Annotated in this window: 26 protein-coding genes; 9 read left to right on the top strand and 17 right to left on the bottom strand. The window is 61.6% G+C overall.

The annotated features are described in order from the left end of the window. The first annotated feature begins 7 nt into the window (after positions 1 to 7). A complete protein-coding gene (locus SPHINGO391_RS22290) occupies positions 8 to 970 on the top strand; it encodes a glyoxylate/hydroxypyruvate reductase A (protein ID WP_152010896.1) in 963 nt (320 codons plus the stop codon). A 6-nt stretch (positions 971 to 976) separates the two neighbouring features. On the opposite strand, the gene SPHINGO391_RS22295 is transcribed toward SPHINGO391_RS22290, so the two are convergent. The 3 genes from SPHINGO391_RS22295 to SPHINGO391_RS22305 form a co-directional block, all read right to left on the bottom strand. Continuing rightward, the gene (locus SPHINGO391_RS22295) at positions 977 to 1,837 is read right to left on the bottom strand and encodes an NlpC/P60 family protein (protein WP_152010897.1); all 861 of its coding nucleotides are present in this window, start codon (positions 1,835 to 1,837) and stop codon (positions 977 to 979) included. Then, positions 1,834 to 2,202, bottom strand: coding sequence for a MarR family winged helix-turn-helix transcriptional regulator (locus SPHINGO391_RS22300; protein WP_152010898.1), 369 nt, complete (start codon positions 2,200 to 2,202; stop codon positions 1,834 to 1,836). The genes SPHINGO391_RS22295 and SPHINGO391_RS22300 overlap by 4 nt, the downstream gene beginning before the upstream one ends. 76 nt (positions 2,203 to 2,278) lie before the next feature. After that, positions 2,279 to 3,673 (bottom strand): leucyl aminopeptidase family protein, encoded by a 1,395-nt coding sequence (locus tag SPHINGO391_RS22305; protein WP_152010899.1) that lies wholly within the window; start codon positions 3,671 to 3,673, stop codon positions 2,279 to 2,281. A gap of 142 nt (positions 3,674 to 3,815) precedes the next feature. Here SPHINGO391_RS22305 and SPHINGO391_RS22310 point away from each other — a divergent pair, with 142 nt between their 5' ends. After that, on the top strand, positions 3,816 to 4,631 hold the full coding sequence (locus SPHINGO391_RS22310; protein WP_152010900.1) for a tetratricopeptide repeat protein: 816 nt from the start codon (positions 3,816 to 3,818) through the stop codon (positions 4,629 to 4,631). A gap of 344 nt (positions 4,632 to 4,975) precedes the next feature. Here SPHINGO391_RS22310 and SPHINGO391_RS22315 read toward each other — a convergent pair whose 3' ends face one another. The 9 genes from SPHINGO391_RS22315 to SPHINGO391_RS22355 all read right to left on the bottom strand — a co-directional run bounded on the left by SPHINGO391_RS22315 (position 4,976) and on the right by SPHINGO391_RS22355 (position 14,081). After that, positions 4,976 to 5,989 carry a type II secretion system F family protein gene (locus tag SPHINGO391_RS22315; protein ID WP_152010901.1) on the bottom strand — a complete coding sequence of 338 codons (1,014 nt, stop codon included), beginning with the start codon at positions 5,987 to 5,989 and terminating at the stop codon, positions 4,976 to 4,978. Positions 5,990 to 6,001: 12 nt separating this feature from the next. Beyond that, on the bottom strand, positions 6,002 to 7,012 hold the full coding sequence (locus SPHINGO391_RS22320) for a type II secretion system F family protein (protein ID WP_152010902.1): 1,011 nt from the start codon (positions 7,010 to 7,012) through the stop codon (positions 6,002 to 6,004). A gap of 12 nt (positions 7,013 to 7,024) precedes the next feature. Continuing rightward, a complete protein-coding gene (locus SPHINGO391_RS22325; RefSeq protein WP_152010903.1) occupies positions 7,025 to 8,548 on the bottom strand; it encodes a CpaF family protein in 1,524 nt (507 codons plus the stop codon). A 26-nt stretch (positions 8,549 to 8,574) separates the two neighbouring features. Continuing rightward, positions 8,575 to 9,861: an AAA family ATPase gene (locus tag SPHINGO391_RS22330; RefSeq protein ID WP_152010904.1), complete on the bottom strand. Its 1,287-nt coding sequence runs from the start codon at positions 9,859 to 9,861 to the stop codon at positions 8,575 to 8,577. A gap of 46 nt (positions 9,862 to 9,907) precedes the next feature. After that, a complete protein-coding gene (locus tag SPHINGO391_RS22335; RefSeq protein WP_152010905.1) occupies positions 9,908 to 10,606 on the bottom strand; it encodes a CpaD family pilus assembly lipoprotein in 699 nt (232 codons plus the stop codon). A gap of 14 nt (positions 10,607 to 10,620) precedes the next feature. After that, a complete protein-coding gene (locus tag SPHINGO391_RS22340; protein ID WP_244615478.1) occupies positions 10,621 to 12,090 on the bottom strand; it encodes a type II and III secretion system protein family protein in 1,470 nt (489 codons plus the stop codon). A 77-nt stretch (positions 12,091 to 12,167) separates the two neighbouring features. Further along, entirely contained in the window at positions 12,168 to 12,977 is an 810-nt protein-coding gene (gene cpaB / locus SPHINGO391_RS22345; RefSeq protein WP_152010907.1) for a Flp pilus assembly protein CpaB, read from the bottom strand. A gap of 282 nt (positions 12,978 to 13,259) precedes the next feature. After that, on the bottom strand, positions 13,260 to 13,775 hold the full coding sequence (locus tag SPHINGO391_RS22350) for a prepilin peptidase (RefSeq protein WP_152010908.1): 516 nt from the start codon (positions 13,773 to 13,775) through the stop codon (positions 13,260 to 13,262). 132 nt (positions 13,776 to 13,907) lie between these two features. Next, entirely contained in the window at positions 13,908 to 14,081 is a 174-nt protein-coding gene (locus tag SPHINGO391_RS22355; protein WP_152010909.1) for a Flp family type IVb pilin, read from the bottom strand. A gap of 431 nt (positions 14,082 to 14,512) precedes the next feature. On the opposite strand from SPHINGO391_RS22355, the gene SPHINGO391_RS22360 reads away from it, so the two are divergent. From SPHINGO391_RS22360 to SPHINGO391_RS22370, 3 genes are all read left to right on the top strand, one after another. Continuing rightward, complete coding sequence (locus tag SPHINGO391_RS22360; protein ID WP_152010910.1) at positions 14,513 to 14,926, top strand: pilus assembly protein N-terminal domain-containing protein; 414 nt, start codon at positions 14,513 to 14,515, stop codon at positions 14,924 to 14,926. A 172-nt stretch (positions 14,927 to 15,098) separates the two neighbouring features. Continuing rightward, on the top strand, positions 15,099 to 15,680 hold the full coding sequence (locus tag SPHINGO391_RS22365; RefSeq protein ID WP_244615480.1) for a TadE/TadG family type IV pilus assembly protein: 582 nt from the start codon (positions 15,099 to 15,101) through the stop codon (positions 15,678 to 15,680). A gap of 50 nt (positions 15,681 to 15,730) precedes the next feature. Next, positions 15,731 to 16,303: a TadE/TadG family type IV pilus assembly protein gene (locus SPHINGO391_RS22370; RefSeq protein ID WP_193217382.1), complete on the top strand. Its 573-nt coding sequence runs from the start codon at positions 15,731 to 15,733 to the stop codon at positions 16,301 to 16,303. Here the strand turns inward: SPHINGO391_RS22370 and SPHINGO391_RS22375 are convergent, their stop codons facing one another. Beyond that, a complete protein-coding gene (locus SPHINGO391_RS22375) occupies positions 16,304 to 17,245 on the bottom strand; it encodes a PhnD/SsuA/transferrin family substrate-binding protein (RefSeq protein ID WP_152010913.1) in 942 nt (313 codons plus the stop codon). A gap of 131 nt (positions 17,246 to 17,376) precedes the next feature. On the opposite strand from SPHINGO391_RS22375, the gene SPHINGO391_RS22380 reads away from it, so the two are divergent. The 4 genes from SPHINGO391_RS22380 (at position 17,377) to SPHINGO391_RS22395 (ending at position 21,038) form a co-directional block, all read left to right on the top strand. After that, positions 17,377 to 18,597: a phosphopentomutase gene (locus SPHINGO391_RS22380; protein ID WP_152010914.1), complete on the top strand. Its 1,221-nt coding sequence runs from the start codon at positions 17,377 to 17,379 to the stop codon at positions 18,595 to 18,597. Beyond that, on the top strand, positions 18,594 to 19,565 hold the full coding sequence (locus SPHINGO391_RS22385; RefSeq protein ID WP_152010915.1) for an adenosine deaminase: 972 nt from the start codon (positions 18,594 to 18,596) through the stop codon (positions 19,563 to 19,565). The genes SPHINGO391_RS22380 and SPHINGO391_RS22385 overlap by 4 nt, the downstream gene beginning before the upstream one ends. 175 nt (positions 19,566 to 19,740) lie before the next feature. Continuing rightward, complete coding sequence (gene upp, locus SPHINGO391_RS22390; protein ID WP_152010916.1) at positions 19,741 to 20,370, top strand: uracil phosphoribosyltransferase; 630 nt, start codon at positions 19,741 to 19,743, stop codon at positions 20,368 to 20,370. Positions 20,371 to 20,483: 113 nt separating this feature from the next. Next, complete coding sequence (locus SPHINGO391_RS22395; protein ID WP_152010917.1) at positions 20,484 to 21,038, top strand: TIGR02281 family clan AA aspartic protease; 555 nt, start codon at positions 20,484 to 20,486, stop codon at positions 21,036 to 21,038. Positions 21,039 to 21,108: 70 nt separating this feature from the next. On the opposite strand, the gene deoA is transcribed toward SPHINGO391_RS22395, so the two are convergent. The 4 genes from deoA to SPHINGO391_RS22415 are packed head-to-tail and all read right to left on the bottom strand — an operon-like array spanning position 21,109 to position 24,401. Then, entirely contained in the window at positions 21,109 to 22,425 is a 1,317-nt protein-coding gene (deoA, locus tag SPHINGO391_RS22400) for a thymidine phosphorylase (RefSeq protein WP_152010918.1), read from the bottom strand. After that, positions 22,422 to 23,210 (bottom strand): deoxyribose-phosphate aldolase, encoded by a 789-nt coding sequence (gene deoC, locus SPHINGO391_RS22405; protein ID WP_152010919.1) that lies wholly within the window; start codon positions 23,208 to 23,210, stop codon positions 22,422 to 22,424. The genes deoA and deoC overlap by 4 nt, the downstream gene beginning before the upstream one ends. Further along, on the bottom strand, positions 23,203 to 24,012 hold the full coding sequence (locus SPHINGO391_RS22410; protein ID WP_152010920.1) for a purine-nucleoside phosphorylase: 810 nt from the start codon (positions 24,010 to 24,012) through the stop codon (positions 23,203 to 23,205). Before SPHINGO391_RS22410 ends, deoC begins: the two co-directional genes overlap by 8 nt. Beyond that, positions 24,009 to 24,401 carry a cytidine deaminase gene (locus tag SPHINGO391_RS22415; protein WP_152010921.1) on the bottom strand — a complete coding sequence of 131 codons (393 nt, stop codon included), beginning with the start codon at positions 24,399 to 24,401 and terminating at the stop codon, positions 24,009 to 24,011. Before SPHINGO391_RS22415 ends, SPHINGO391_RS22410 begins: the two co-directional genes overlap by 4 nt. Position 24,402 lies beyond the last annotated feature (1 nt).

Raw genomic sequence — 24,402 nt, forward strand, 5'->3', positions numbered from 1 at the left:
CGGAACAATGTCAGACACCAAGAAGGGGCGAATCCTGCTCGCCCTCACCGGCTGGGCGCCGGACGTATGGACCCAGGAGCTCGCCAAGGCTGCACCTGGACGGCAGGTGACGCTTGAACCGGACGGAGAGACCGATCCGAGCATAGAATATGCGATTGTCTGGAAGCAGCGCCCGGGCCTGTTGTCGAAACTGCCGAACCTCAAGGTGATCTTCTCGCTCGGCGCCGGCGTTGACCATGTCTTTGCCGACCCCGATCTGCCGGACGTGCCGATCGTGCGTGTCGTCTCGCCGAACCTGACCACGCGGATGAGCGAATACGTGGTCTGGCAGGTGCTTGACCATCACCGGCTGGGGCCGCGTTACCGGGCCCAGCAGGCCAGCCGGACCTGGTACGAGGACCGTGACCAGAAGGCTGCCGCTGACATCACCGTGGGAATCATGGGCCTGGGGGAACTTGGCCGCGACGCAGCCGCCAAGCTTCAGGTCATGGGTTTTGCCGTGACCGGATGGTCGAGAACGCAGAAACAGGTAGAGGGGGTCACCTGTCATGCGGGGGAGGCTGGACTTGACGCTTTCCTCGCCTCTGCCGACATCTTCGTCGTGCTGCTGCCACTGACGCCCGACACCCACGAGATCCTCGACCGGGATTTGTTTCGTCGGATGACCAAACGCGGTCCGCTGGGCGCGCCGGTGCTGATCAATGCAGGGCGTGGCGGGCTGCAGAACGAGGCGGACATCCTCGCAGCCCTGGATGAGGGGCTGCTCTCGGCAGTGACGCTCGATGTGTTCCAGCAGGAGCCACTCGATCCGGAAAGCCCGTTCTGGAGCCATCCCAAGGTGACAATCACGCCGCATGCCGCGGCGGCGTCGATGCCGTCATCGCTGATTGCACCGATGGTGGAACAGATCGATGCCTTCGAGCGCGGCGAGCCGCTGCTCAACCTGGTGGACCACAAGGCGGGCTATTGAGCCGGCTTACGGCCTCCGGTAACAGGTCGGCAATCCGTACAGCCGGGCGATACGGTCGATCGCATCGCGCAAGGGTTCCCGCGTGACATACATGGTTCCACCCGAGGCGTGGAGGAGCGTCTCAGGATCCTCGATGAAGCCGACATGGCCTTTCCAGAACACCAGGTCACCGCGTTGCAGGCCGTCAGTGTCAGGGTCGATGATCCGGCCCAGGCTGGCGGCCTGCTGGTCGGAATCGCGCGGCGCGGACTTGCCGGTCATGGCCAGCGCCATTTGCACCAGGCCAGAGCAGTCGATGCCGAAGCCCGATCGTCCTCCCCAGAGATAGGGCGTTTCAAGAAAGCGGGATGCCACCGACACAGGATCGTCTGTCAGGTTCTCGGCAACCGGCAGAAGATGCGCGGCGATGATGGCTGATCCGTCCTCCAGAATGGCGTAAGGGGTTGCCCGGGTTTCGGCTGTCCCGACGATCCTTAGCCGGCTGCCCATCGACAGGGCATCGAGGTGCGGAAAGCGCAGATCGGGGCCTGGATAGAGGAAGCTGCGCGGAACCGAGACGACATGGGTCGCCGGGCCCGCGCCCTGCCCGATCGCCTGCTCGCGCACATAACCAACATAGCCATCGGCTGCGAGCTGCACCCAAGCCCAGCCGCCGGAGATGTCGAAGACGCTGAGTGCCTCGCCGCGCAAAGCCTGTGTGTCGATGCTGGACTCGGGGTCGGGCCGGGGGTGAAGGGCGGCAACCGGCACGATCACCTCTGCAGGCATCCCCTCGATGTAGCGGTCGGCCGTGACCCGGCCCCTGAGGCGGATGTCCGCAAGATCCGGCCTGTAGGCATGAGACCGGCGGTCCAGTTGTTCACTCATGCCCCCGATCCTTCCGCCAGCGCCAGCTTGCGCCCTTCCGCGATGATGATGTCGCCAAGCTTCTCGACAAAGAGCGCTCCATCGACCGTTCGCTTGATGATGACGTTGCGCCTGTCGCGGTCGTCGCGCACCCGGCGCACCAGCCCCATATGCCCCATGGTGTCGAGCGCCCGGGTGATCACCGGCTTGGTCACACCAAGCATTGCGGCCAACCCCCGCACCGTGTGCGGCGGCGGCGCCAGATAGATATGCAAAAGGATCGCCAGCTGCCTGATGGTGAGATCGGGCCCGATGACGCGAACATGTTCGAGAGTGGCTGCGTGCCACAATCCAAGGGCTTCGGATGGCCGGAGATCGAGTGGCATGCGGCGCGCCTGGTTCGTTTCGGTACCGTATTATACTGACCGAAACTCGCAAACCGCGCAAGCCGGGTGCTCACCCTCAGGCTGGATGGCGCTTGCTGATGACGTCGAACAGCGCACGGATGCCTTGCGCCTCGCCACCCATCGGCGCATGCGGCTTGTCCTTCGGCGACCAGGCGAAGATGTCGAAATGCACCCAGCTGGTTTCCGGCGAGACAAAACGCTTGAGGAACAGGGCCGCGGTGATCGACCCGGCAAACCCGCCCGACGGCGCATTGGTCAGATCGGCAATCCTGGCTTTGACATCGGCTTCGTAGGGCTTGTAGAGCGGCATCCGCCAGAGCGGGTCGACCGTGCTTTCGGAGGCGGTTGCAATCTCGCCGGCCAGGGTCTCGTCATCGGTGTAGAACGGCGGCAGATCCGGACCCAACGCCACCCGGGCAGCGCCGGTCAACGTGGCCATGTCGATGAGCAGGCCGGGATTGTCCTCGCAGGCGTAGGTCAGCGCATCGCCCAGCACCAGGCGACCCTCAGCGTCGGTGTTGTCGATCTGGACAGTCAATCCCTTGCGGCTTGAAAGCACATCGCCGGGACGGAAGGCGGAGGCCGAAATCGAGTTCTCGACCGCGGGAACCAGCACACGCAGATCCACCGGCAGTCCGGCATCCATGATCATCATCGCGAGCGCCAGAACATTGGCAGCGCCGCCCATATCCTTTTTCATGTTGAGCATCGAGGAAGCCGGCTTGATGTCGAGGCCGCCGGTGTCAAAACACACGCCCTTGCCAACCAGCGTCAGCCTGAAGGCGCCGGGCTTGCCCCAGCGCATCTCGAGCAGACGCGGCGCCTGATCGGCTGCGCGGCCGACGGCATGGATCATCGGGAACCCGCCCGACAGCAACTCTTCGCCGGCAATGACGCTGACTTCGGCGCTGTAATGTCCGGCAAGGCCGCGGAAGGCGGCTTCGAGCGCGTCCGGTCCCATGTCATTGGCCGGCGTGTTGACGAGGTCGCGCGCCAATCCGACAGCGGCGACGGTCCGCGTGATGGCGGCAGCGTCTGCATCCGCCGGAATGACCAGACGCGGGCTGTCGGTCGCGGGCTTGCGGTAGCTCTCGAAGCGATAGGCGCCCATGCCGAAGGCCAGCGCCATGACGGCACCGGGGATCGGCGATGTCTCGATGTGCCAGTCGCCCTTGGGAAGTACGCGGGCCAGCTTGCCGCCGACGAAGGGATGACATTGCCCGTCATCGCCGAGACCGAACAGCGCGCCGGCGAGCTTGCCATGGCGGTTGGGCACCAGCAGCATGTTTCCTTCTCCGGCCTGGAATCCTGCGGTTTTCGCCCAGGCCAACGCCGTCTTGTCGAAATGACCACGCTCGATGTCTGAGCGCGAGACCGCCCAGACCGGCAGCGAATCTCCGGACATTTCCGCAAACGGTGAGGATCTATTGATCTGGCTGAAGGGCGGCATGGCATCTCCTCTTGTTCTCCGGCTCCGGGCACGGAGAATCAGTCGTTAACTCTTGATTAGGGTTAACAGATTATTGCTGGTGCGGAGACTGTGGAGATCGACTTTGAGGATCACCACGACGCACACTTTCCGGGATCAGACCATGTCAGCGACCCATCAAAGCTCCGTTTTTCCCCGCCGCCTACTCTCGGCCGTCTGCATTGCAGCGATCAGCGTGACCCTGGCCGGTTGCGCATCGAAGGGGCAGATGACCACCGGCTCGATTCCATCGCTGAACAAGCCGCTCGAGACCATGAATGCGACCGAGTTGCATTCGGCCGCCGAGAGCATCGGACGGGTCTATGACAGAAATCCCAAGGATGCCGCAGTCGGCATGAAGTATGCCTCGGTCCTGACCATGGGCGGCCGCGCCGAACAGGCGCTCGCGGTGATGCAGCAGGTTGCCATTCACAATCCAACCGACCGGACCGTGCTGGCCGCCTACGGCAAGGCGCTGGCCGGCGCCGGCCAGCTGGAAAAGGCGCTCGATGCCATCCAGCGGGCCCAGACTCCCGACAGGCCGGACTGGCAGCTTCTGTCAGCCGAAGGGGCCATCTACGACCAAATGGGCGATCCGGCCTCCGCACGGCAACGCTATCGCAAGGCGCTCGACCTTCAGCCGAACGAGCCTTCCATCCTGTCGAACCTGGGCATGTCCTATGTGCTGCAGGGCGACCTGAGAACGGCGGAGACCTACCTTGCATCCGCCGTCCGGCAGCCTGGCGCCGACAGCCGGGTCCGGCAGAACCTCGCACTGGTGGTCGGCCTTCAGGGCCGCTTCCAGGAGGCCGAGCAGATCGCCAGCTCCGAGCTGTCCACCGAGCAGGCAAAGGCGAATGTGAGCTACCTGCGCGCCATGCTGTCCCAGCAGAACGCCTGGAACAAGCTCAAGGACTCGGACCGCAAGAACACCAACTGATTTCCCGGACGACACCGGCAAGAGCCGTTAGCCTGCAGGGCAATTGCTCCCATCTTCGGTGCAGCCGTTCGCAAATCCGAACAGGACTCCATACCCTCGGATCAGATCCAGCCTGAACCGGGCATAGTCCGGCATGCGCCGCATCCGCTTTCCGATCTTCCTCCGGCAGCAAGCGGGGGTGGGAAGGCACTTGCCGTGGAGTCTTGGTTGGTCGTGGGTGCCGGCAAGCGCTCATGCGGCAAGCGGGGTCTTTATGGTCTGGGAAACGAAAGGCTCGGGCTTGCGAGGATTCCCCCTACAGCGCTGCGTTTAAGCCATGCAGGTCTGCGCGACCAGGTCTCTTTCTAATTCGGAACGCCGCCCGAGAAATTGTCCATCACCTGGATCGCCGCCGGCCCGAGGATGACGCCGATCAGGACCGGCAGGAAGAACACGATCATCGGCACCGTGAGTTTCGGAGGCAGCGCCGCGGCCTTCTTTTCGGCCTCGGTCATGCGCTGGTCACGGCTCTCCTGGGCAAGAACGCGCAAGGCCTGGGCGATGGGGGTGCCGTAGCGTTCGGACTGTATCAAGGCCTGGGTGACGGATTTCACCTGTTCGAGCCCGGTGCGGCTTCCCAGGTTTTCAAACGCCATGCGGCGGTCCTGCAGATAGGACAGCTCAGCGGTGGTGAGCAGGAACTCCTCCGCAAGGGCCGTCGACTGGACGGCGATCTCCTCGGCCACACGCTTCATCGCGGCCTCGATGGAAACACCCGATTCCACGCAGATCAGCATCAGGTCGAGTGCATCCGGCCAGGCAAGCTTGATCGAGGCCTGACGCTTCTTGGCCTGGTTGGAGACAAACATGTTCGGCGTGTAGAAGCCGATATAGGCCCCGACGATGCAGGCGAGCACCCTGACCGTGAAGGGCTTGTCGACAAGGTTGTCGAGCACGAAAACGTAGACCACGGAGGCGACGAGGAAAACGAAAGGCAGCACGAAACGCGCCAGCAGGAACATGTTGAGCGCGTTCTGCGTGCGGTAGCCGGCGGCACGAAGCTTGGCCACCGTTGCTCCGTCGGCAAGCGCATCCTTCAGGTTCAATTGCTCGACAATGCCACGCACGGAGGCGTTGTCGCGCGAGCGCAGGCCGGCGCTCTTCGCACCGGCGCGGGATTGCTCGGCATTGAGACGGGCACGCTCCCGGGCGCGGATTTCATCGCGCTCGAGCGCCGCCGACTTCATCCGCGAGTCCAGATTGCCGCCCTCGAAATAGGGAGCGAGCACCGTGTAGATCGTGGCGAAAACCGCAATCGAGATCAGGATCGGAACCAGATAGGCCGGGTCGGTCAGGGACGAGACAATATCGGAGAACATGGCTTGTGGTCCCTAGATGTCGAAATTGATCATGTTGCGCATTACCAGGATGCCCAACGACATCCAGACCAGCGAAACGCCGAGGATGAAATGACCGCGGCTGTCGGTGAACAGCAGCGAGATGTATTCGGGCGACGTGAGATAGACGAGCAGGCTGACGATGAAAGGCAGCGCGCCGATGATGGCGGCGGACGCCTTGGCTTCCATCGACATTGCATTGATCTTGCCCTTCATCTTCTTGCGATCGCGCAAGACGCGAGACAGGTTGCCAAGCGCTTCGGACAGGTTGCCGCCGGCCTGGGCCTGGATGGCGATCACGATCGCGAAGAAATTCGCTTCCGACAGCGGGATCCGGGTGTAGAGCCGTGCACAAGCCTCGGGAATGTTCATGCCCATCTGCTGGGCCTCGACGATACGCTTGAATTCGGTGCGGACCGGCTCCTGGCCTTCGGCGGAAATCATCCGGATGGCGTCATTGAGCGGCAGGCCGGACTTGATCGAGCGCACCATCACATCAAGCGAATTCGGGAATTCGGCAAGAAATGCCTTCATGCGGCGATTGCGCAGAAATCCCACCAGCCAGCGCGGTATCCCGACGGCAAAAATGATCATGACCCCTAGGGCAACATAGAGGTTCCCCTGGAAAACGAAGGCGAGAAAGCCGGTCACGAAGCCCAGAATCGCGGAAAAAATATAGAACTGCTGGATCGAAATGGTCAGTCCCGCCTGGGCGATCCGGTCTTTCAGGGCCGGTGACTTGCGGCGATCATTCTCCTTGTTTTTCTCTTCCAGTGTCTTGAGTGAATCCTGAACGGATTTGCGCCTCTTGTTGGCCTCGTTCAGCCTGTCGCGCGCGGCGGTTGCCTTGGAGCGATCGGTCTCGGCCGCCTTGACCCGCTTGACCCGGGTTTCCGCCTTGCGTTCGACCTCGATACGGGAATAGAGCACGCCATAGCCCAGCGCCCCCGCCGAAAGCGCGGCCAGGCCGATGATGGCGACTACCACTGTATCCAGACCAAACACGCGAGCGTCTCCTTAAGAGGTCATTTTTTCCATGGCATCGAGCGCCGCTGCCAGCCGCTTGTCTTCGCCATAGTAACGGGCGCGATCCCAGAAGTTCGGGCGACCGATGCCGGTCGAGCGATGCTGACCGACGATTTTGCCGTTGGCATCTTCGCCGAGCATTTCGTATTTCATCAGATCCTGGGTGATGATGACATCGCCCTCCATGCCGACAACTTCGGTGATGTGGGTGATGCGGCGCGAGCCGTCGCGAAGCCTGGTCGCCTGGATCACGACGTCGACAGAGCCGGCGATGATCTCACGCACGGTCTTGGCCGGCAGGGTGAAACCGCCCATGGCGATCATCGATTCCATACGGCTGAGACATTCGCGCGGGCTGTTGGCGTGGATCGTTCCCATGGAACCATCATGACCGGTGTTCATGGCCTGCAGGAGGTCGAACACCTCCGGGCCACGGACTTCGCCGACGATGATGCGTTCGGGACGCATACGCAGGCAGTTCTTGACGAGATCGCGCATGGTGATCTCGCCCTCGCCCTCGATGTTGGGCGGGCGGGTTTCGAGACGGACGACATGCGGCTGCTGCAGCTGGAGTTCGGCGGAGTCTTCGCAGGTGATGATCCGCTCGTCCTGATCGATATAGGCGGTCAAGCAGTTGAGAAGGGTGGTCTTACCGGAACCGGTACCGCCCGAAATCACCACGTTGCAGCGAACCCGGCCGATGATCTGCAAAACCGCAGCGCCTTCGGGCGTGATGGCGCCGAACTTGACCAGCTGATCGAGGGTCAGCTTGTCCTTCTTGAACTTACGGATGGTCAGCGCGGTGCCATCAATCGCCAGCGGCGGGGCAATCACGTTGACACGAGAGCCATCGGGCAGGCGCGCATCGCATATCGGGCTCGATTCGTCGACGCGGCGTCCGACCTGGCTGACGATGCGCTGGCAGATCGACAGCAGCTGGCTGTTGTCACGGAAACGGACGTCCGTTTCGAGAACCTTACCCGCAACTTCGATGTAGGTCATGCCGGAGCCATTGACCATGATATCGGCTATGTCATCCCGCGCCAGCAGCGGCTCCAGCGGACCATACCCGAGAACATCGTTGCAGATATCGTCAAGCAGTTCCTCCTGCTCGGCGATGGACAGTGCGAAATTCTTGATGGTGATGATATCGTTGACGATATCACGGATTTCCTCACGCGCGCTCTCGGCATCGAGCTTGGCCAGCTGCGACAGGTCGATGGTATCGATCAGGGCCGAGAAGACCTGGCTCTTGGTGTCGTAGTAGGCTTCGTTGCGGGCAGACTTGCGCTTGACGGGCGGCTCTTCGCGGCGCGGTGCGGCGGGCTGGGGCGCCGGCTGTGGCGCAGCGGCCTGCGGCGCAGGCGCCTGCGGAGCGGCAGGCATCGACGGCATTGCCGCCTCCGGTGAAAGCGCAGGTGCGGTTACGGGCTCCGGTTCGGCATGAACCATGGGCTTGGGCGCCGGAGCTTGCGGCGGCTTGCCCGATCCATCATTGCTGCGTTTGCCGAACATGTTGCGTTCCACTCCAGTCTTACAGATTACTTGCGGCCCAGAAGGCCCATCAGCGACGACAATCCGGCCTTCTTGCGCTTCTTCACCTCGGCCCTGCCGGTGACGACATGGGCAATCTGCGAGAGCGATTCGGCAACCGGCGACTTGGCCGATGATTCCGCGATCATCAGACCGGAATTGGCGGCCTCGCCGAACAGCGGTGCATCAAAGGGAATGATCGCCAGCGGCTCGATTTCAAGCGGGTCACAGAATGCCTCCGGCGCGATTTCAGGCCGCTTGGCCATGCCGACCTGATTGAGCACCAGCAGCGGCGTATGATCGTTCGGACGCAGTTTGCGCAGGGTATCGAAAAGATTCTTTGTGTTGCGCAGATTGGCCAGATCCGGGGTTGCGGTGATGACGATCTCGTCAGCCGCGCAAAGCACCTTGCGGGTCCAGTCATTCCAGACATGCGGAACGTCGAGGACGGCAACCGGCGCATTGCGCTGGATGATGTCGAGAATCGGAAGGAACGCGTCACCCGAGAAATCATAGGTCCGGTCCAGCATCGACGGTGCGGCAAGCATGGACAGATGCTCGGAGCACTTGGCCAGCAGCCGGTCCAGAAACACCTCGTCAAGACGATCGGGCGAGAACACCGCTTCGGCAATGCCCTGGGCCGGGTCTGTATCGAAGTTCAGGTTCGCGGTGCCAAAGGCGAGATCGAGATCGGCCAGAATGACTTCGCTGGAAAAAAGGCTAGAGATACTCCAGGCGCAATTGTGCGCGATGGTGGAAGAGCCAACACCGCCCTTGGCGCCGACGAAAGCGATGGACCGGCCGAGTGGCGCGGCATCGGGATCGACAAAAATCGTCGAGATCACGCTGATCACATCAGCCATGGAAACCGGTGCAACGATGTATTCAGACACGCCGTTGCGGATCAGTTCGCGGTACAGGGCCACGTCATTGACGTGCCCGACAATCACTACCCGCGTGTCCGGATCGCAAACCGCGGCAAGCTCGCCGAGCTCCTCGAGCAAGGTCTGCCCGTCGGCACGGGTTTCCAGGATCAGCAGGTTGGGTGTGGGCGAGCCGGCGAACATGTTTGCCGCAGCTGAAACGCCGCCGGAATTGATGCGAAGATTGACCTTGGCCATGCGCCGGTCCTGAGAACACCGCTCCATGGTCTTGCCCAGGCCTTCGGTTTCAACAAAGACGTGCACCGAAATCCGCGGCAAGGGGCGGATTCGCTCGAAATCGCCACGCGCGGCGGCGGTGTCGGCCTCGTCAACCGGTGTTTCCTGCTGCAGCTCATAGTCAAGATTGGTCATCAACGTTGTCCTGCTTCAAAGAGCATGTTTCGGTTTCGCCAGCTCATCAGTTGCCTGCTATCGCACCGTTGGTCCGATAGGCTTCGATCACGGCCGAACGCCGTTCGGCATCGATCGGGGTCATGCCGCGCGGCGCGATGAGATCACCCGGATTGGAGATCTGGGCGGCCAGGTTGTTCTGGCTGGCGCAGCCGAAATTGGCGTAGTGCTTGTTCTCCGAGGTGTTGGCCAGGAGATCGTCGGGCCAGCGTCCGCATTCTCCGGTGGAGGCGGTCATGGCCATGAAGGCAATGCGGATCGGGGCCGCGTCTTCGGGAGAAGACACGTGGTAGGGAGAGGAAATGATGCGATCACCCGGCACGCCTTCCTTGCGCAGGATATCGGCCACCTGGGGCGCAAGCACCGAAGCCGCGCCGGCATTGCCGGAGCCTACCGGCACCATTATGCGAACCGCGCCGGACGCGCTCGACCGGTAGTTCTGGGCCGCGCCGCGCGCGATCTCGCGCATGGAAATTGTCAGCTGGCGATCACCGGAGGCCACCGGGAGGTCGACGGTGCGTTCCTGTTCAGCAACGATGATCGGATGGTTGGTCCGGTAGTCATCGGGGACAGCACCCACGGTGACGCTGTGGCCGGGCCATCCGGCACAGCCGGACAGCAGCGAGACGGCGACCAGCAAAGGTGCGGCGGCTGTTCTGAGGGTTCGCAGATCAGGAGTGGCGGGAACAGTGTTCTTGCTCGACATGGTAAGGTTCCTGATCACTTGTAAATGAAGCCGACAACGCCGTGATACCGGCCGGGCGGCAGTTCGGTTTCCATCCGGCCATAAACCCGGTTGACCCGCCCGAGAAAGAAGCCCGCTCCGTCGCTGGCCGCATTGAAGTTGTCATCCGGACGAGCGATTTCGCTGCGGGCAACGGGCTTGACGATGTAAGGCGTGGCAATGATGACCAGTTCGGTCTCGTTGCGGACAAAGTCCCGGCTGCGGAAAAGCGTGCCGAAAACCGGAACCTTGGAAAGCCCGGGATAACCCGACATGGCCTGGCGGATGTTGTCCTGGACAAGACCCGCCAGCACGATCGAGCCGCCTGATGGCAGTTCCACCGCGGTTTCCGCCTCGCGGCGCTTGATCGAGAGCCGGGTCAGGCCGGGGGCCCCACCGGCTCCCTGAAGCGATGTGGAATCCTCGAAGCTCGGCTCGGAAACCTCGGTCAAAACCTTGAGCGATATGCGGCCCGGCGACAGCACAACCGGGGTGAAGTTCAGGCGAATTCCGTACTCGACCTCACGATCGGTATAGGTCGCCCTGCCGTTGTCGTCGTAATCAACCTCGTTGCGCAACTGGAACGAACCGCCGACGTAGAACCTTGCGCTTTCTCCGGAGATGGCTGTGAGGCTCGGCTCCGCCAGCGTGCGCATGACACCGGCCTGTTCCATGGCGTTGACATAGCTGCTGACGCTGGCGCCGCCGATTGTCTTGGCAAGCTGAGCATAGTTTAAGCCGGTGCTGAGCGTTCCCAGATTGGCCGGGTTCGAATTGACGAAGCGTGCCGATGTGCCGGTGATGGACGAATTGAAGCCAAGCTGCTTGAGCACCTGACGACTGACCTCGGCAACCGTGACCTTGAGCGTAACCTGATCCTCGCCGTCTATCTTGAGCAGATTGACGATCTTCGATTTCTGGCGGGCTTCGGCGTTGATCGCCGCATCTCCGCCTTCACTGGTCGCTGTGGTGACACGGGTTGTGGCCTCACCGCCGGTCAGGAAGATGTCAGCCAGGCTTGCGGCCTGCGCCGCATCCTGCGGTGTGCGCACCGAGCCGGTCAGAACGATGTTGTCGGAGAGAATTTCCACCTGGATGTCCGAGTCGGGAATGAAGCGGCTGAGATAGGCTTGAAGACCCGCCACATCGCGTTCGATCTCGAGTTCAATGGCGACGATTTCCTCGCCATTGGGACCGAAGATGAAGATGTTTGTCTGACCGACGGTCTTGCCGAACAGATAAAGCCTGCGGGAGGTCCGGGTGACCGCATCGGCGAGGCTCGGGTCGGCCACGAGAATGTCGTGAGCGTCGGTGGGCAGATCAACCACGATCGCCTTGTTCAGGCCAAGCTTGACCCGCCTGCTGGTGCCGGGACCGGTCCGCTTGATCTTGATAACACTTTCCGCGGCAGCAGCCGAAGACATGATCCGGCCGCTGGACGGATCCAGCCCGAGGCCGGCCACCATGGTCGAACTGACCAGCGCAAAGCTGGTGAAGGATGCCAGGAGCGATTTTGCAATATGACGCACGTTCATTCTCCGCTTCAGTTGGTGGCGCCAACTTTGGTTATGGTGCCGGAGCGGATCAGCTGGATGGCCGCACTGCCGTCTTCGCCGCTCAAGAGATATTTCGCACCGTCGCTGTCGGACTCCTGGACGTCGGCAACACTGCGCAGGGCGAGTGTCAGCCGGTCGGCCATCTGCTGGGCGACGGTGATGATTTTTGTTTGATCGGGCGTCAGCTCGAGCGTGGCCGTCGTTCCGACCGCGGTGCGGCTGCCGTCCGCATTTTCCTCGATCCGCTGGTCGATCGCCAGGATCCGGATGTTGGAGAGAATGACCTCGGTGAGGAACCCCTCCTCTCCGGTCTTGCGGCGGACCATGATCACGTCGACACGGTCATTGGGCAGTATGAAGCCGCCCGCGCTGGTTGCAACCGAGATTTCGGTGGCTATGGCCCGTTTCCCTGCCGGGAGCAGCGAGGACATGATGCGCGAAGACGAATCGACGATCTTTTCGTTGCGCAAGGGTTCACCGGCAAACAATGGCAGGCGCACAACCACGCCAGTGAGTTCACTGATTGCATCAGGTCGGTTGTCGCGCCGAATCAGCCCCTCGATCACGCCGTCTTCGGGCCAGCCCTTCCACTCCAGGGAGTCTTCGCCAAGACGCGCCCCCACCGGCAGATTTGCGGTTGTCACAAGCACGTCGATGGTCGGCATCTTTTCGATAACCGGCTCCGAGGACATTTCAGTCACCTGAACGGTCGGAGAAGTCAGGTTCATGGCCAGATATCCGGCCAATCCTGCGGCCAGGACTGCCACTGACATGATGACGACGCGCGGGGTTTTCATACTGTTTCCTCGAACGGATATTGGGTACGCTGGCGGCAGAATGCATTGGCAATCGTGTAATTATGGTTAATGACCCGGTAGCAAACAGGGTTAACGGAAGATTGCCCACGGCTGGTGCGGATCGAGTGGATTGGCCAGCCGGTGAGCCCAAGGCGCTCCAGATGCCCGACAAGCAGCACAAATTGCGCCGGCAGAGCTTCAGCAAGCCTGCGACGGTGAACGTGTCTTTGGTGATCTGCGCGAGGCGCGGTTAGGGCTGCGGCCGCAGCCTGATCGCCGCTCTCAGCTCAGGCGACCAAGCGCATGCAGAAAGATCTCTGTCTGAGGATAGGTGGCGAAGGCCGCAACACCAATGGCGACGCCGTAGGGTATTCCCTCGCGATCCCTGAAGAAATGCATTGGAAGCGGAATCGGCGAGACCAGAAGCTGGTTCTGGTTTGCGCGGATCATCAGGACCACAAGGGCGAGGACGCCGCCAAAAATCCCGGTGAACCCGAGAAATGCGACGAGATTGACGTTGAAGCCGTACCAGAGGGCCGCGGCGCTTAAGATCTTGGCGTCCCCACCACCCATCACGTTGAACGCAAACAGGGTGAAACAACCGGCAAAAACAACAAGCGCTGCAGCAACAGACCAGGCTATCGTCATCAAGTCCATGCCGCTGAAGGGCGCGACTACAAAGAAGGAAACCGCCAGGATGACTGAAATCCTGTTCGGTATTTTCATTGAAATGAAATCGCAGAATGCTGCCATGGCCACGCAGAGCGGGAAGATGACAAAAATCGCGGCCTCTACCATTGCGTCACTCCTGAATCTGCACGGGAGGCTAAGACAAAGACATTAACAAACCACAACAGGCCCAAGACGCAAAAAGGCCGCCCCTAGAGGCGGCCATTTCATGATTGTGTCTTGTCTGAAGACAACCGGGTATCAGCCGGTGTAGTTCAGCTTGCCGGACAGGGCGTTGAACTGGTTGTTCAGGGCGTTGCCCAGCGTGGTGGCGCCGGTGATGAGTGCGACCGAGATAAGGGCGGCGATGAGGCCGTACTCGATTGCAGTGGCGCCGGATTCGTCTTTGACGAAACGATCGAAAAGATTCTTCATGGGTTTGTTCCTTCATCCACTTGTGTTTTCAGCACTCCGCCAGCTGCTTCGGTTGGTCGGATGTCACGATCATAGGAGAGGGGGTTTTCAAACCGCTTAACGAACAAGGTTAGTAAAATCTTTCGCGGTCAAAGCCATACGCATGGTAAACAGCCTTCTAAATTATCGGTGGCTGCAACCCGCTCCAAAGTCTTACGCGGAAGGCACGCTTCCGGATCAGGGCGCGGCCGTCCTTCCGTTTCCAGCACCGCCTTGCTGCGCCCCTATTATAAGGAGTCGGCCGAAAGTGCGATATCACAGGCCGGAACCGCCACCACGATGGATGCAAATTGCCCATTTTGCGAAGAATTGATGTTGATCATCCAGCCTTAAGCCTTCGTTCACCAATCCCGGCGATTTTAGGGACGTAATCGCAATTCCGAGGAAACGGCATGATTCACACCCTTCCCGCCTATCGCCGGCTCGCAACAATGGCTTGTGGTGCGGCCCTGGCTCTGATGGCGTCGCTGCCGGCCCATGCGGCGGAAGACGTCATCCGGGTGTTCATGGATCATGCCCGCATCCTCAAGCTGGACCGCTCTGTGAGCAAGGTGATCATCGGAAACGCCAATGTGGCTGATGTGACCGTGTCCGATCCACAGACCATCGTCCTGACCGGCAAGTCCTACGGAACCACCAACCTGGTCATTCTCGACCAGGCCGGCGATGCGATTGTCGATGAACGCATTCTGGTATCGGTGGACGAGGCCAACACGCTGCGTGTTTTCAAGCAGACTTCACGGTCGGTCTATTCCTGCTCCCCAGCCTGTGAAGAACACGTTCCGACAGCGGCCGTAAGTCCGTGATCCGGTCTTATCCGCCATCCGCCTGACATTCCCGATCTTCAGAACCTGTTAACCAGCCGGCGAGCTTGTTGTTGCTGGCGTTACCATTATTCAACCAGTTTGGCCTAGCGTTGCTCTCAGGAAACGAGTGTCCGGGAGTCCGACGATGAATGTCGACGATCACATCACTAACATGCGAAAGCCACCGCGGCGCATGCGGCGTCGGCTGGCCCGTTTCCGCCGCTCGCGCGACGGGACGGCTGCCATCGAGTTCGCATTGCTGGCCTTCCCGTTCTTTCTTCTGATCTTCGCCACCATCGAAGCCTTTGTTGCATTTGCCGGTGAACAGCTGCTGGAAAACGCGGTGGACACGATGGCCCGGCAGATCCGTACCGGCCAGTTCAAGAACGTGACCGAAGAGGAGTTCCGCACCAAGTTCTGTGCCGAGATCAGCCTGATGATCACCTGCGCAGACGAGGAGGATCCGGACGACCAGAAGCTCTATCTCGATGTCCGCGAGTTCGCGACCTTCTCGGCCATTCCGAACTACATTCCGAAAGCCAGCAACAGTCAGTTCGCCGACCTTGATCCCTCCAGCTTCGATTACAAGCCGGGCGGCCCGAAGAGCATCAATATCGTTCGCGCCTATTACCGGTGGGAAGTGATGACCGATCTGGTCAGACCCTTCATCACCAATATCCGCAAGGATGGCGAAATGCCGCGCGACTATCTGATGGTGGCAACCGCCGCGTTCCGCAACGAAAACTACCCGTGAGCTGCAGGATGACAAATATGGCAGAGCGCAAATCACAAGGAAGTAAGCCGATGAGAGGCATTCTGATGGCGGCAAACCAGACGGTGCGAAAGCTCCGCGGTGACCGCTCCGGTGTGGGCGCGGTGGAGTTTGCACTGATCGCGCCCGTACTGATCGTTCTCTATATGGGGTCGCTGGAAATTTCCGTGGCCATGTCGGTCAACAAGAAGCTCGCGCGTGCCGCAAGCACGGTCGCGGATCTGGTCACGCAGGACGAAACGGTCAACAAGGCGACGCTGGCCTCCATGGTGAACGTGGCCCAGAGCGTGATGATGCCGTTCCGTGCGGAAGGCGTCGAGGTCAAGGTCACCGGCATTGCGATCGATGGGGCGGGAAAAGGCAAGACTGCATGGTCCTGGCAGCAGGACAACACACGGCCTTACACTGTGGGTTCCGATCAGGCTTTGCCGAAGGACCTGGCAATTCCGAACACATTCCTGGTTCGCACCGAACTGGAAATGGACCACAAGCTTCTGGTGATCATGCCCGACATCAAGAACATCGACGTCCGGACCCTCCACATGAAGAAAACCTACCATCTTCGTCAGCGCGTCGGCGACAGCGTCACCTGCAGCAATTGCTGATCACTGCAGCGTTATCGCGGACTGCTGGTCGGACAAGGCTTCGACCAGCCCCCTGACACTGCGGTAATCGTCAGGACCCGGTGTGATGTAGCCTCCCGCAAAGGCGGGCTCGAGCAGGTCAAGCAGGCCCGGAGCCGAGTTTGGCATCCCATCAAGAAAGGATCCGAGAGCCTCGCCGAGATCATCGGGCAGGGACCGGTGCATGGCATGCGGGCCATAGCGAATGGGCTGGGAGGACCAGAGGATCCGCAGCGGATCTGCCGAGCTGATGCCGGCCTGGTTCCAGCCGCCGAACAGGCGCGCGATATCCGAGCCCTGATCACCGGGAATATCCGGCAGCCAGGCGAAGAAACCATCGACCTGGCCGGATTGGTAGAGTTCGATGACGGATGAAACGCTGCCGGCACGGACCAGAACCGGTTGGTCCAGACTGCCCGACCGGATGGCCTGGCGCGGGATTTGCCAGCCCGAAACCGACGCTTCGTCGGAATAGCCCACCCTGAGTTCCGAGACCGGTCTGTTGACCCCCTCGCGCGCCACCAGCACCGAACGGAAGCCGGTCGAGCCATCGGCGGCAACCGGGCTGCGCAGGGCACGCACACAGCCGCAGGCCGCGTCCGTGGCTGCGAAAGACTTCGCGGAATGGATGGCGTAACCGACACGGCCGCTTGCATGAGCATCGATCAGTGCGGTGTAACTGCCAAGCTTGATGATTTCCACAGGGATCGAAAGCGCATCGGCGAAGGCACGCCGGACCGCTTCCAGCTTCACCGGATCGGTTGCCGCAACATGGGTCTCTACCAGGCCTATGCGCAGGATCGGCACCGATTCACGGTAATCCGCGCGCGCCGTGGCCGCACAGAAAACCGTTGCCCAGATCGCCGCGGCACCGAGCGCGCGAAAGCATCCTGCAAGTCCGACAATGCGCTTGATCATAACCATGAGGGGTCTATACCACGACCGGCCGAATTTGCACGGTTATGGTGAAAACAAGGTTACCGCGCACGAGCGCTTCGACGTCTTCCGGTCATGCATCAAACCGGCTAACCTGCCGTTCAATTGGAGATTTCTTGATGGCACGCGCATTCCTGTTTGTTCTTGATTCCTTTGGCATAGGCGGCGCCCCGGATGCGGAGGCCTATGGCGACCTGGGGGCCAATACACTCGGCCACATCGCGGAGCAATGTGCGGCGGGCCTGGCTGACAGAGCCGACCTGCGCAAGGGCCCGCTAGCCTTGCCGCATATGCAGTCGCTCGGTCTTGCCGAAGCGGCGCTGACAGCCACCGGTGACCTGCCCGCGGGCTGGACGCTTGCCTCCCGCCCGCGCGGCATCCACGGCGCGGCCAGCGAAGTGTCGCATGGCAAGGACACACCCTCGGGTCACTGGGAGATTGCCGGTCAGCCGGTGATGTTCGACTGGGGGTATTTTCCCGATGACGGGCCGGCATTCAGTGACGACCTCGTTTCGGCCATCGTATCGGAAGCGGGATTGCCGGGTATCCTGGGGAACTGTCATGCATCGGGGACCGAGATCATTGCCCGGCTGGGCGAGGAGCACATCAAGACCGGAAAGCCGATCTGCTATACATCGTCGGATTCGGTGTTCCAGATTGCCGCTCACGAGGAGACTTTCGGCCTGGAGCGGCTGATCGAACTGTGCCAGATCGTGCGCAAGCTGGTCGATCCGCTCAACATCGGACGCGTGATAGCCCGGCCTTTCGTTGGATCGGTCAAGGCGGGGTTTGACCGGACCGGCAACCGGCGCGACTTTTCGGTTCCTCCGCCGGGACCGACCTTGCTCGATCAGGTCAGCGAAAGCGGTCACCGCGTGTTCGCAGTGGGCAAGATCGGCGATATCTATGCCCATCAGGGTGTCACCGATGTGCGCAAGGCGAGCGGCAACCCAGCGCTCTTCGAAGCAACGTTGAAGGCCACGCAAGATGCTCAGGACGGGGACCTGGTGTTTACCAATTTCGTCGATTTCGACATGCTCTACGGGCATCGCCGGGATGTGGCGGGGTATGCCGCGGCGCTGGAAGCGCTCGATGCAATGCTGCCGCGCTTTGCCAAGCTTCTCAAACGCGGAGACCTGGTGATCATGACGGCGGATCACGGCTGTGACCCTACCTGGCGCGGCACCGATCACACCCGTGAGCGCGTTCCGGTGCTGGGCTTCGGTCCCGGTATCGCCCCGCGCGACATCGGTGTTCGCTCGACTTATGCCGATATCGGCGCCACGCTGGCGCAACATCTGGGCCTGCCTGCAACCGGCAATGGAAGGAGCTTCCTGTGACAACGAGGATCAAGAAGGCCGAGCTGCATTGCCATATCGAGGGCGCCGCTTCCCCGGCCCTGGTGAAGGCACAGGCACGCAAGTACAATGCGGATGTGTCCGGTTTCATCTCTGATGAAGCTTATGTCTGGTCAGATTTCACCGAATTTCTTGTGGCCTATGACGGCGCCGCCTCACTGTTTCGCAGCGAAGAGGACTACGCGCTGCTGGCGCGGACCTATCTCGAAGGCATTGCCGCTGAAAACGCCATCTATGCGGAGATCTTCGTTTCACCCGATCACGCGGCGGCCGCCGGATTGTCTCCGGCAGCCTATTTCGACGGGCTGGCCGATGGCATAGCCGCAGCGAAGGCCTCGACCGGGATCGAATGCCGAATGATCATTGTCGGCGTGCGGCATCTCGGAGCGGAGAAGGTGGAAGCCGCAGCGAGGCTCGCCAGCAGCAAGCCGCACCCGCTGATCACCGGCTTCGGCATGGCCGGCGAAGAGCGGTTCGGCAGGGTTGCCGATTTTGCCCGCGCCTTTGACATTGCCCGCGACGCCGGGCTTGGCATCACCATCCACGCGGGAGAACTTGCGGGAGCCGAAAGCGTGCGCGATGCGCTGGATCACGTCCGCCCGGCCCGCATAGGTCACGGCGTGAGGGCGATCGAGGACAAGACACTTGTCCAGAGAATCGCGGATACAGGGGTGGTGCTCGAGGTGTGCCCCGGCTCCAATCTCGCCCTCAATGTGTTTCCGGACATCGCAAGCCATCCTTTTGACCGGCTTCGGCGGGCCGGCGTGAAGGTGACGTTGAGTTCGGATGACCCGCCGCATTTTGGCAGCTCCATCGGCCGGGAATACCAGATGGCCGCAGACGCATGGGGCTACGACGACGCGATGTTGACCGGAATCACCCGCACATCGATCGAAGCGGCGTTCCTTGACGAGCCGACAAGGGCATTTCTCTTGGGACAGCTTGCCTGAATACCGTTCAAATGGTTGCCGGAAGCTGCCAATCGGTGTCTAAATCAAAAAAGGTAGATCACGCTCCCGGGCACCCTTTTGTGTCGGAGACGTAGATTTTTAAGGGCCGCGCAAACCCGCTTTCCGGTTTTCACAACCGGAGCGGAACGCGGTCATAGCGTCAAGGCAGGACAAAATGGACGGCGTAACGGTCATCGATCATCCGCTGGTGCAGCACAAGCTCACCATCATGCGCAAGAAGGAAACCTCGACAGCAGGTTTTCGCCGGCTCCTCAGGGAGATTTCGACACTGCTGTGCTACGAAGTCACCCGCGATCTCGAACTGACCATGGAGCGGATCGAAACTCCGCTGAAGGAAATCGATGCTCCGGTTCTTGAAGGCAAGAAGCTGGTGTTTGCCTCGATCCTGCGCGCAGGCAACGGTCTGCTTGAAGGCATGCTGGATCTGGTGCCCTCCGCCCGTGTCGCGCATATCGGTGTTTACCGGGACCACGAAACGCTCGAAGCGATCGAGTACTATTTCAAGGCGCCGGAAGATGTCAGCAACCGGCTGATCATCGTCGTCGATCCGATGCTTGCCACCGGCAACTCCTCGATCGCCTCGATTGACAAGCTCAAGGAGCGCGGGGCGCGCAACATCCGCTTTCTCTGCCTGCTGGCGGCGCCGGAAGGTATCCGCAATTTCCAGACCGCCCACCCGGATGTGCCGATCTACACGGCCTCCATCGACAGCCATCTCAACGAGCAGGGCTATATCGTCCCGGGCCTCGGAGACGCGGGCGATCGCATGTACGGCACCAAATAGGACGTTTGCGGTCTCTTAACCAAGCAATCGGGTTTTGACCGGGAGGAGCCGCGGCTTCACCGGCTGTTAGCCTTGAACAGGTTGAATGGACCGGTACCTTCTGGAGTACCGGCATGATCAAGAACATCTTCCTCGTCTCCTGCGCTGTGCTCGCCATCTCGGGCCTGCCCTACTATGCGCAGGATATCTCATCTTTTCTTGCCAGCGAGACCGCTCCGGAAGCGGCGTCCGCGAGGCCGGTTGCATATCAGCCGCAAACCGCGAAAGCCCAGCCAAAGGCCCATTACGCCACGGGTGTGCGCGCGGCTGTCATACCCATGACCGGTGATGGTCACTTTTCTTCGGATTTTCGTATCAACGGCCGGCTCATCAAGGGTCTTATCGATACCGGGGCGACCTATGTGGCGATCAACGTGTCGACCGCACGCACTCTTGGCCTGGGACTCGCGAACTCGGATTTCAGGCACCAGGTGCGGACCGCCAACGGGGTGACCCGTGCGGCGCTGGTCAATCTCGACAAGATGGAAATCGGTGCGATTTCCGTCGACGATGTCGAGGCCTTCGTGCTGGATGACAAGGCCCTGTCATCGACGCTGATCGGCATGAGTTTCATGTCGAAGCTGCAGTCGTACCGGGTCAAGGACAACAGGCTGGAACTGGTGAACTAACACGCCGGACGCCTGGTCGGACAGCAGGAAGCCATTTGGCCTGTCCGGCTGCAGCCGTTTGACCCCCGCCCTATCCGTGGCGGCCCAGGATAACCTGTGTGGCCTGCGGGGCCGTATCGCTCAATCGAACTGCCTTGCGAAGTTCCCGCTCGGCCATGGACAACTGATCTGCGGTCCGCGCATGGATCATGGCAATCGGCGTGTCTTCCTCGACCGGAGTGCCGACCGGCAGCAAACCCGTCACTCCGACAGCATGGTCGACCGGATCCTGGGGCCTGATGCGGCCGCCGCCAAGCGCAACCACGCTCAGCCCCACGGCGCGGGTATCATAGCCGGCCACAAAACCTTGCCGGCCGGCGAGGCAGGGCGTCACGATCGGTGCCTGTTCGAGATGGCGATCGGGATCCGAGAGGAAATCAAGTGGGCCGCCGAGGCCGGCAACCATGCGATTGAAGTGTTCGGCGGCGCTTCCGTCATCAAGCACGGACTGCGCGCGCATCAGGGCTTCGCCGGAATTGGTTGCCAGGCCGCCGGACACCAGCATCTCTGCGGCAAGCGCAAGGGTGACTTCCAGCAATCGGGCATCGCGGGCCTTGCCAGTCAGGAAATCGGCGGCATTGCGGACTTCAACGGCGTTTCCGGCAGCGCTTGCCAGCGGCTGGTTCATGTCGGTGACCAGCGCTGTTGTCGGCATTCCGGCGCCCACGGCGACTTCGACCAGCGAGCGCGCCAGTTCATTGGCCCGGTCCGGATTGTCCATGAAGGCGCCATTGCCGCATTTGACGTCGAGCACCAGGGCGCCGAGTCCGGCGGCAAGTTTCTTGGACAGGATCGACGCGGTGATCAACGGCACGGACTCAACCGTGGCGGTCACATCCCTGATTCCGTAAAACCGCTTGTCGGCCGGCGCCAGATTGCCGGTCTGGCCGATGATGGCGCAGCCTGACGCGGCGACGACCTTGCGAAACAGGGCGCTGTCCGGCATCGCCGTGTAACCGGGGATCGATTCCATCTTGTCGAGCGTGCCACCGGTGTGACCAAGCCCGCGACCGGAGATCATCGGGACCGCCAGCCCGCAGGCTGCCGCAATCGGCGCAAGCATCAGCGAGACATTGTCGCCAACGCCGCCGGTCGAGTGCTTGTCGACCACCGGACGGTCGAGTTCCGGCCAGGATAGCACCTCGCCGGAATCGCGCATCGACAGCGTCAGCGCCACCGCCTCCTTGCGGCTCATGCCTTTAAAGAAAATCGCCATGGCGAAAGCCGCGACCTGTCCTTCGCTGACGCTGCCGTCCGTCAGGCCCTGGATGAAGGCCGCGATATCGGCGGGGTCGAGCTCGCCGCCGTCACGCTTGGCGCGAATAATTTCCTGGGGCAGGAAACTCAATAGGTCTCTCCCTTGCCGACCGATGTCGAGCGGTCTTCCAGCGTGGCGAGGATGTCTGCGAGAAGTCCGGATGCACCGAAGCGGAATGTCTCGGGCCCGACCCAGCCGGGACCCATGATCTCTTCGCACAGGGCAAAATAGGCCCGGGCATCGTCGACCGTGCGGATGCCGCCGGCGGGCTTGAAGCCGGCCTTTCGGCCCGAGCGCCTGATTGCTTCGAGCATGATCCGCGCCGCTTCCAGCGTTGCGTTGACCGCGACCTTGCCGGTCGATGTCTTGATGAAGTCCGCCTGCTCCTCAAGGGCGATGTCGGAGGCGCGGGCGATGAGCGCCGGATCCTTCAGTTCGCCGGTCTCCAGAATGGTCTTGAGTGTAACGGGCGCGGGTGCTGCTGCCCTTACGGCGCGAATCATCGACCGGACAGCCTGTTCGTCACCGGCCGCAAAGGCCTTCCAGGGAATGACCAGATCGATTTCATCGGCACCGTCTGTCACTGCGCGGGAAGTCTCGGCAACGACCTCCCCGACCGGCAGGTCACCGGACGGAAAATTGACCACGGTGGCAATGCGGACCGGAGATGCATTCCCGAGCCGATTGCGCGCGGCGGCCACGAAGCGGGGCCATATACACACGGCTGCCGATGACCCATGCCCGTTGGTTGCCTTGTCGACCAGCGCCAGCGTTGCCTCCTCGGTGGCCGCATCGCCTAGTTCGGTCAGATCGAGGCAGGCGAATGCTGCCGCTGCGACGGCCTTGGGAGATGTGAGGTCGATTGCGTCAGCCATGGGATTGGTCCGGGTTTTCAAACATTGCGGTGAGGATGGCCGAGAGCCGCTTGCCGCCGATCGGCGCCATATCCTTGGTTTCCTGGTGGCTGAGCTCGCCTCCGGTCATGCCGGCGGCAAAATTGGTGATCACCGAGGCTGCAATCGCCTTCATGCCGAGAAAGCGGGCCAGAATCACCTCGGGCACCGTGGACATGCCAACCGCGTCCGCCCCCAGCGTGCGCGCCATGCGGATTTCCGCCGGTGTCTCGAAGCTCGGGCCGGAGAACCACATGTAGACGCCGTCATGCAGCTCGGTGCCGGTGCTTTGTGCCGCGGCCTGCATGCGTTCACCAAGATCGGTGTCGTAGGCATTGGTCATGCCGACGAAGCGGCGGTCACTGGGTTCGCCGAACAGCGGATTGGTGCCGGAAAAATTGATGTGATCGGAAATCCGCATCACCGAACCGGGCGGCATATCCCGGCGCAGGGAGCCGGCCGAATTGGTCAGGATCAGGCTGGTGACACCAAGGCCCTGCAGCGCTTCCAGCGGAGCCCGCATGGCGTCGGCCTTGCCGTGCTCGTAATAGTGCACACGGCCTGACAGGATCACCACGGGCGTCTTGCCGATGTATCCCGCCACGACCTCGCCGGCATGGCCGGACACCCCGCTTTCGGGAAATCCAGGCAAGTCGGCATAGGGAACACGCACCGGATCGGTGACCGTTTCCACCAGAGAGCCGAGACCGGATCCGAGAACCAGGGCGTGGCGCGGTATCAGACCGTGGAGACGTTCAATCAGGACATCGACGGCCGTACTCATCCGATCACCTCGGTCTTGAAACCATGGGGCAGCAATTCGTCCATGCGCAGGGTTTTCTTTATCCCTTCAGCATCGCACAGGTGCACCAGCGTATCGGCGTCGGCAAACTCCGCCAGCCGCTGCCGGCAGCCGCCGCAGGGCGGGCACAGGTCGAGCTTTTCGGCAATCACCGCCACCTCGCGAATCCGGGTGCCTCCGGCCATGACCATGTGGCTGATCGCCGTGGTTTCAGCGCACCAGCCTTCCGGAAAGGAGATCACCTCGATGTTGGCGCCTGCATGGATCCTGCCGTCATCGGCGCGTATGGCTGCGCCGACGGGAAATTTCGAATAGGGCGCATGGCATCTGGCCATGGCGTCGCGGGCGGCTTCAAACAGGTCCCGGGCCATG

This window comes from Hoeflea sp. EC-HK425 (assembly GCF_902498795.1).
GTDB classification, from domain to species: Bacteria; Pseudomonadota; Alphaproteobacteria; order Rhizobiales; family Rhizobiaceae; genus Hoeflea; species Hoeflea alexandrii.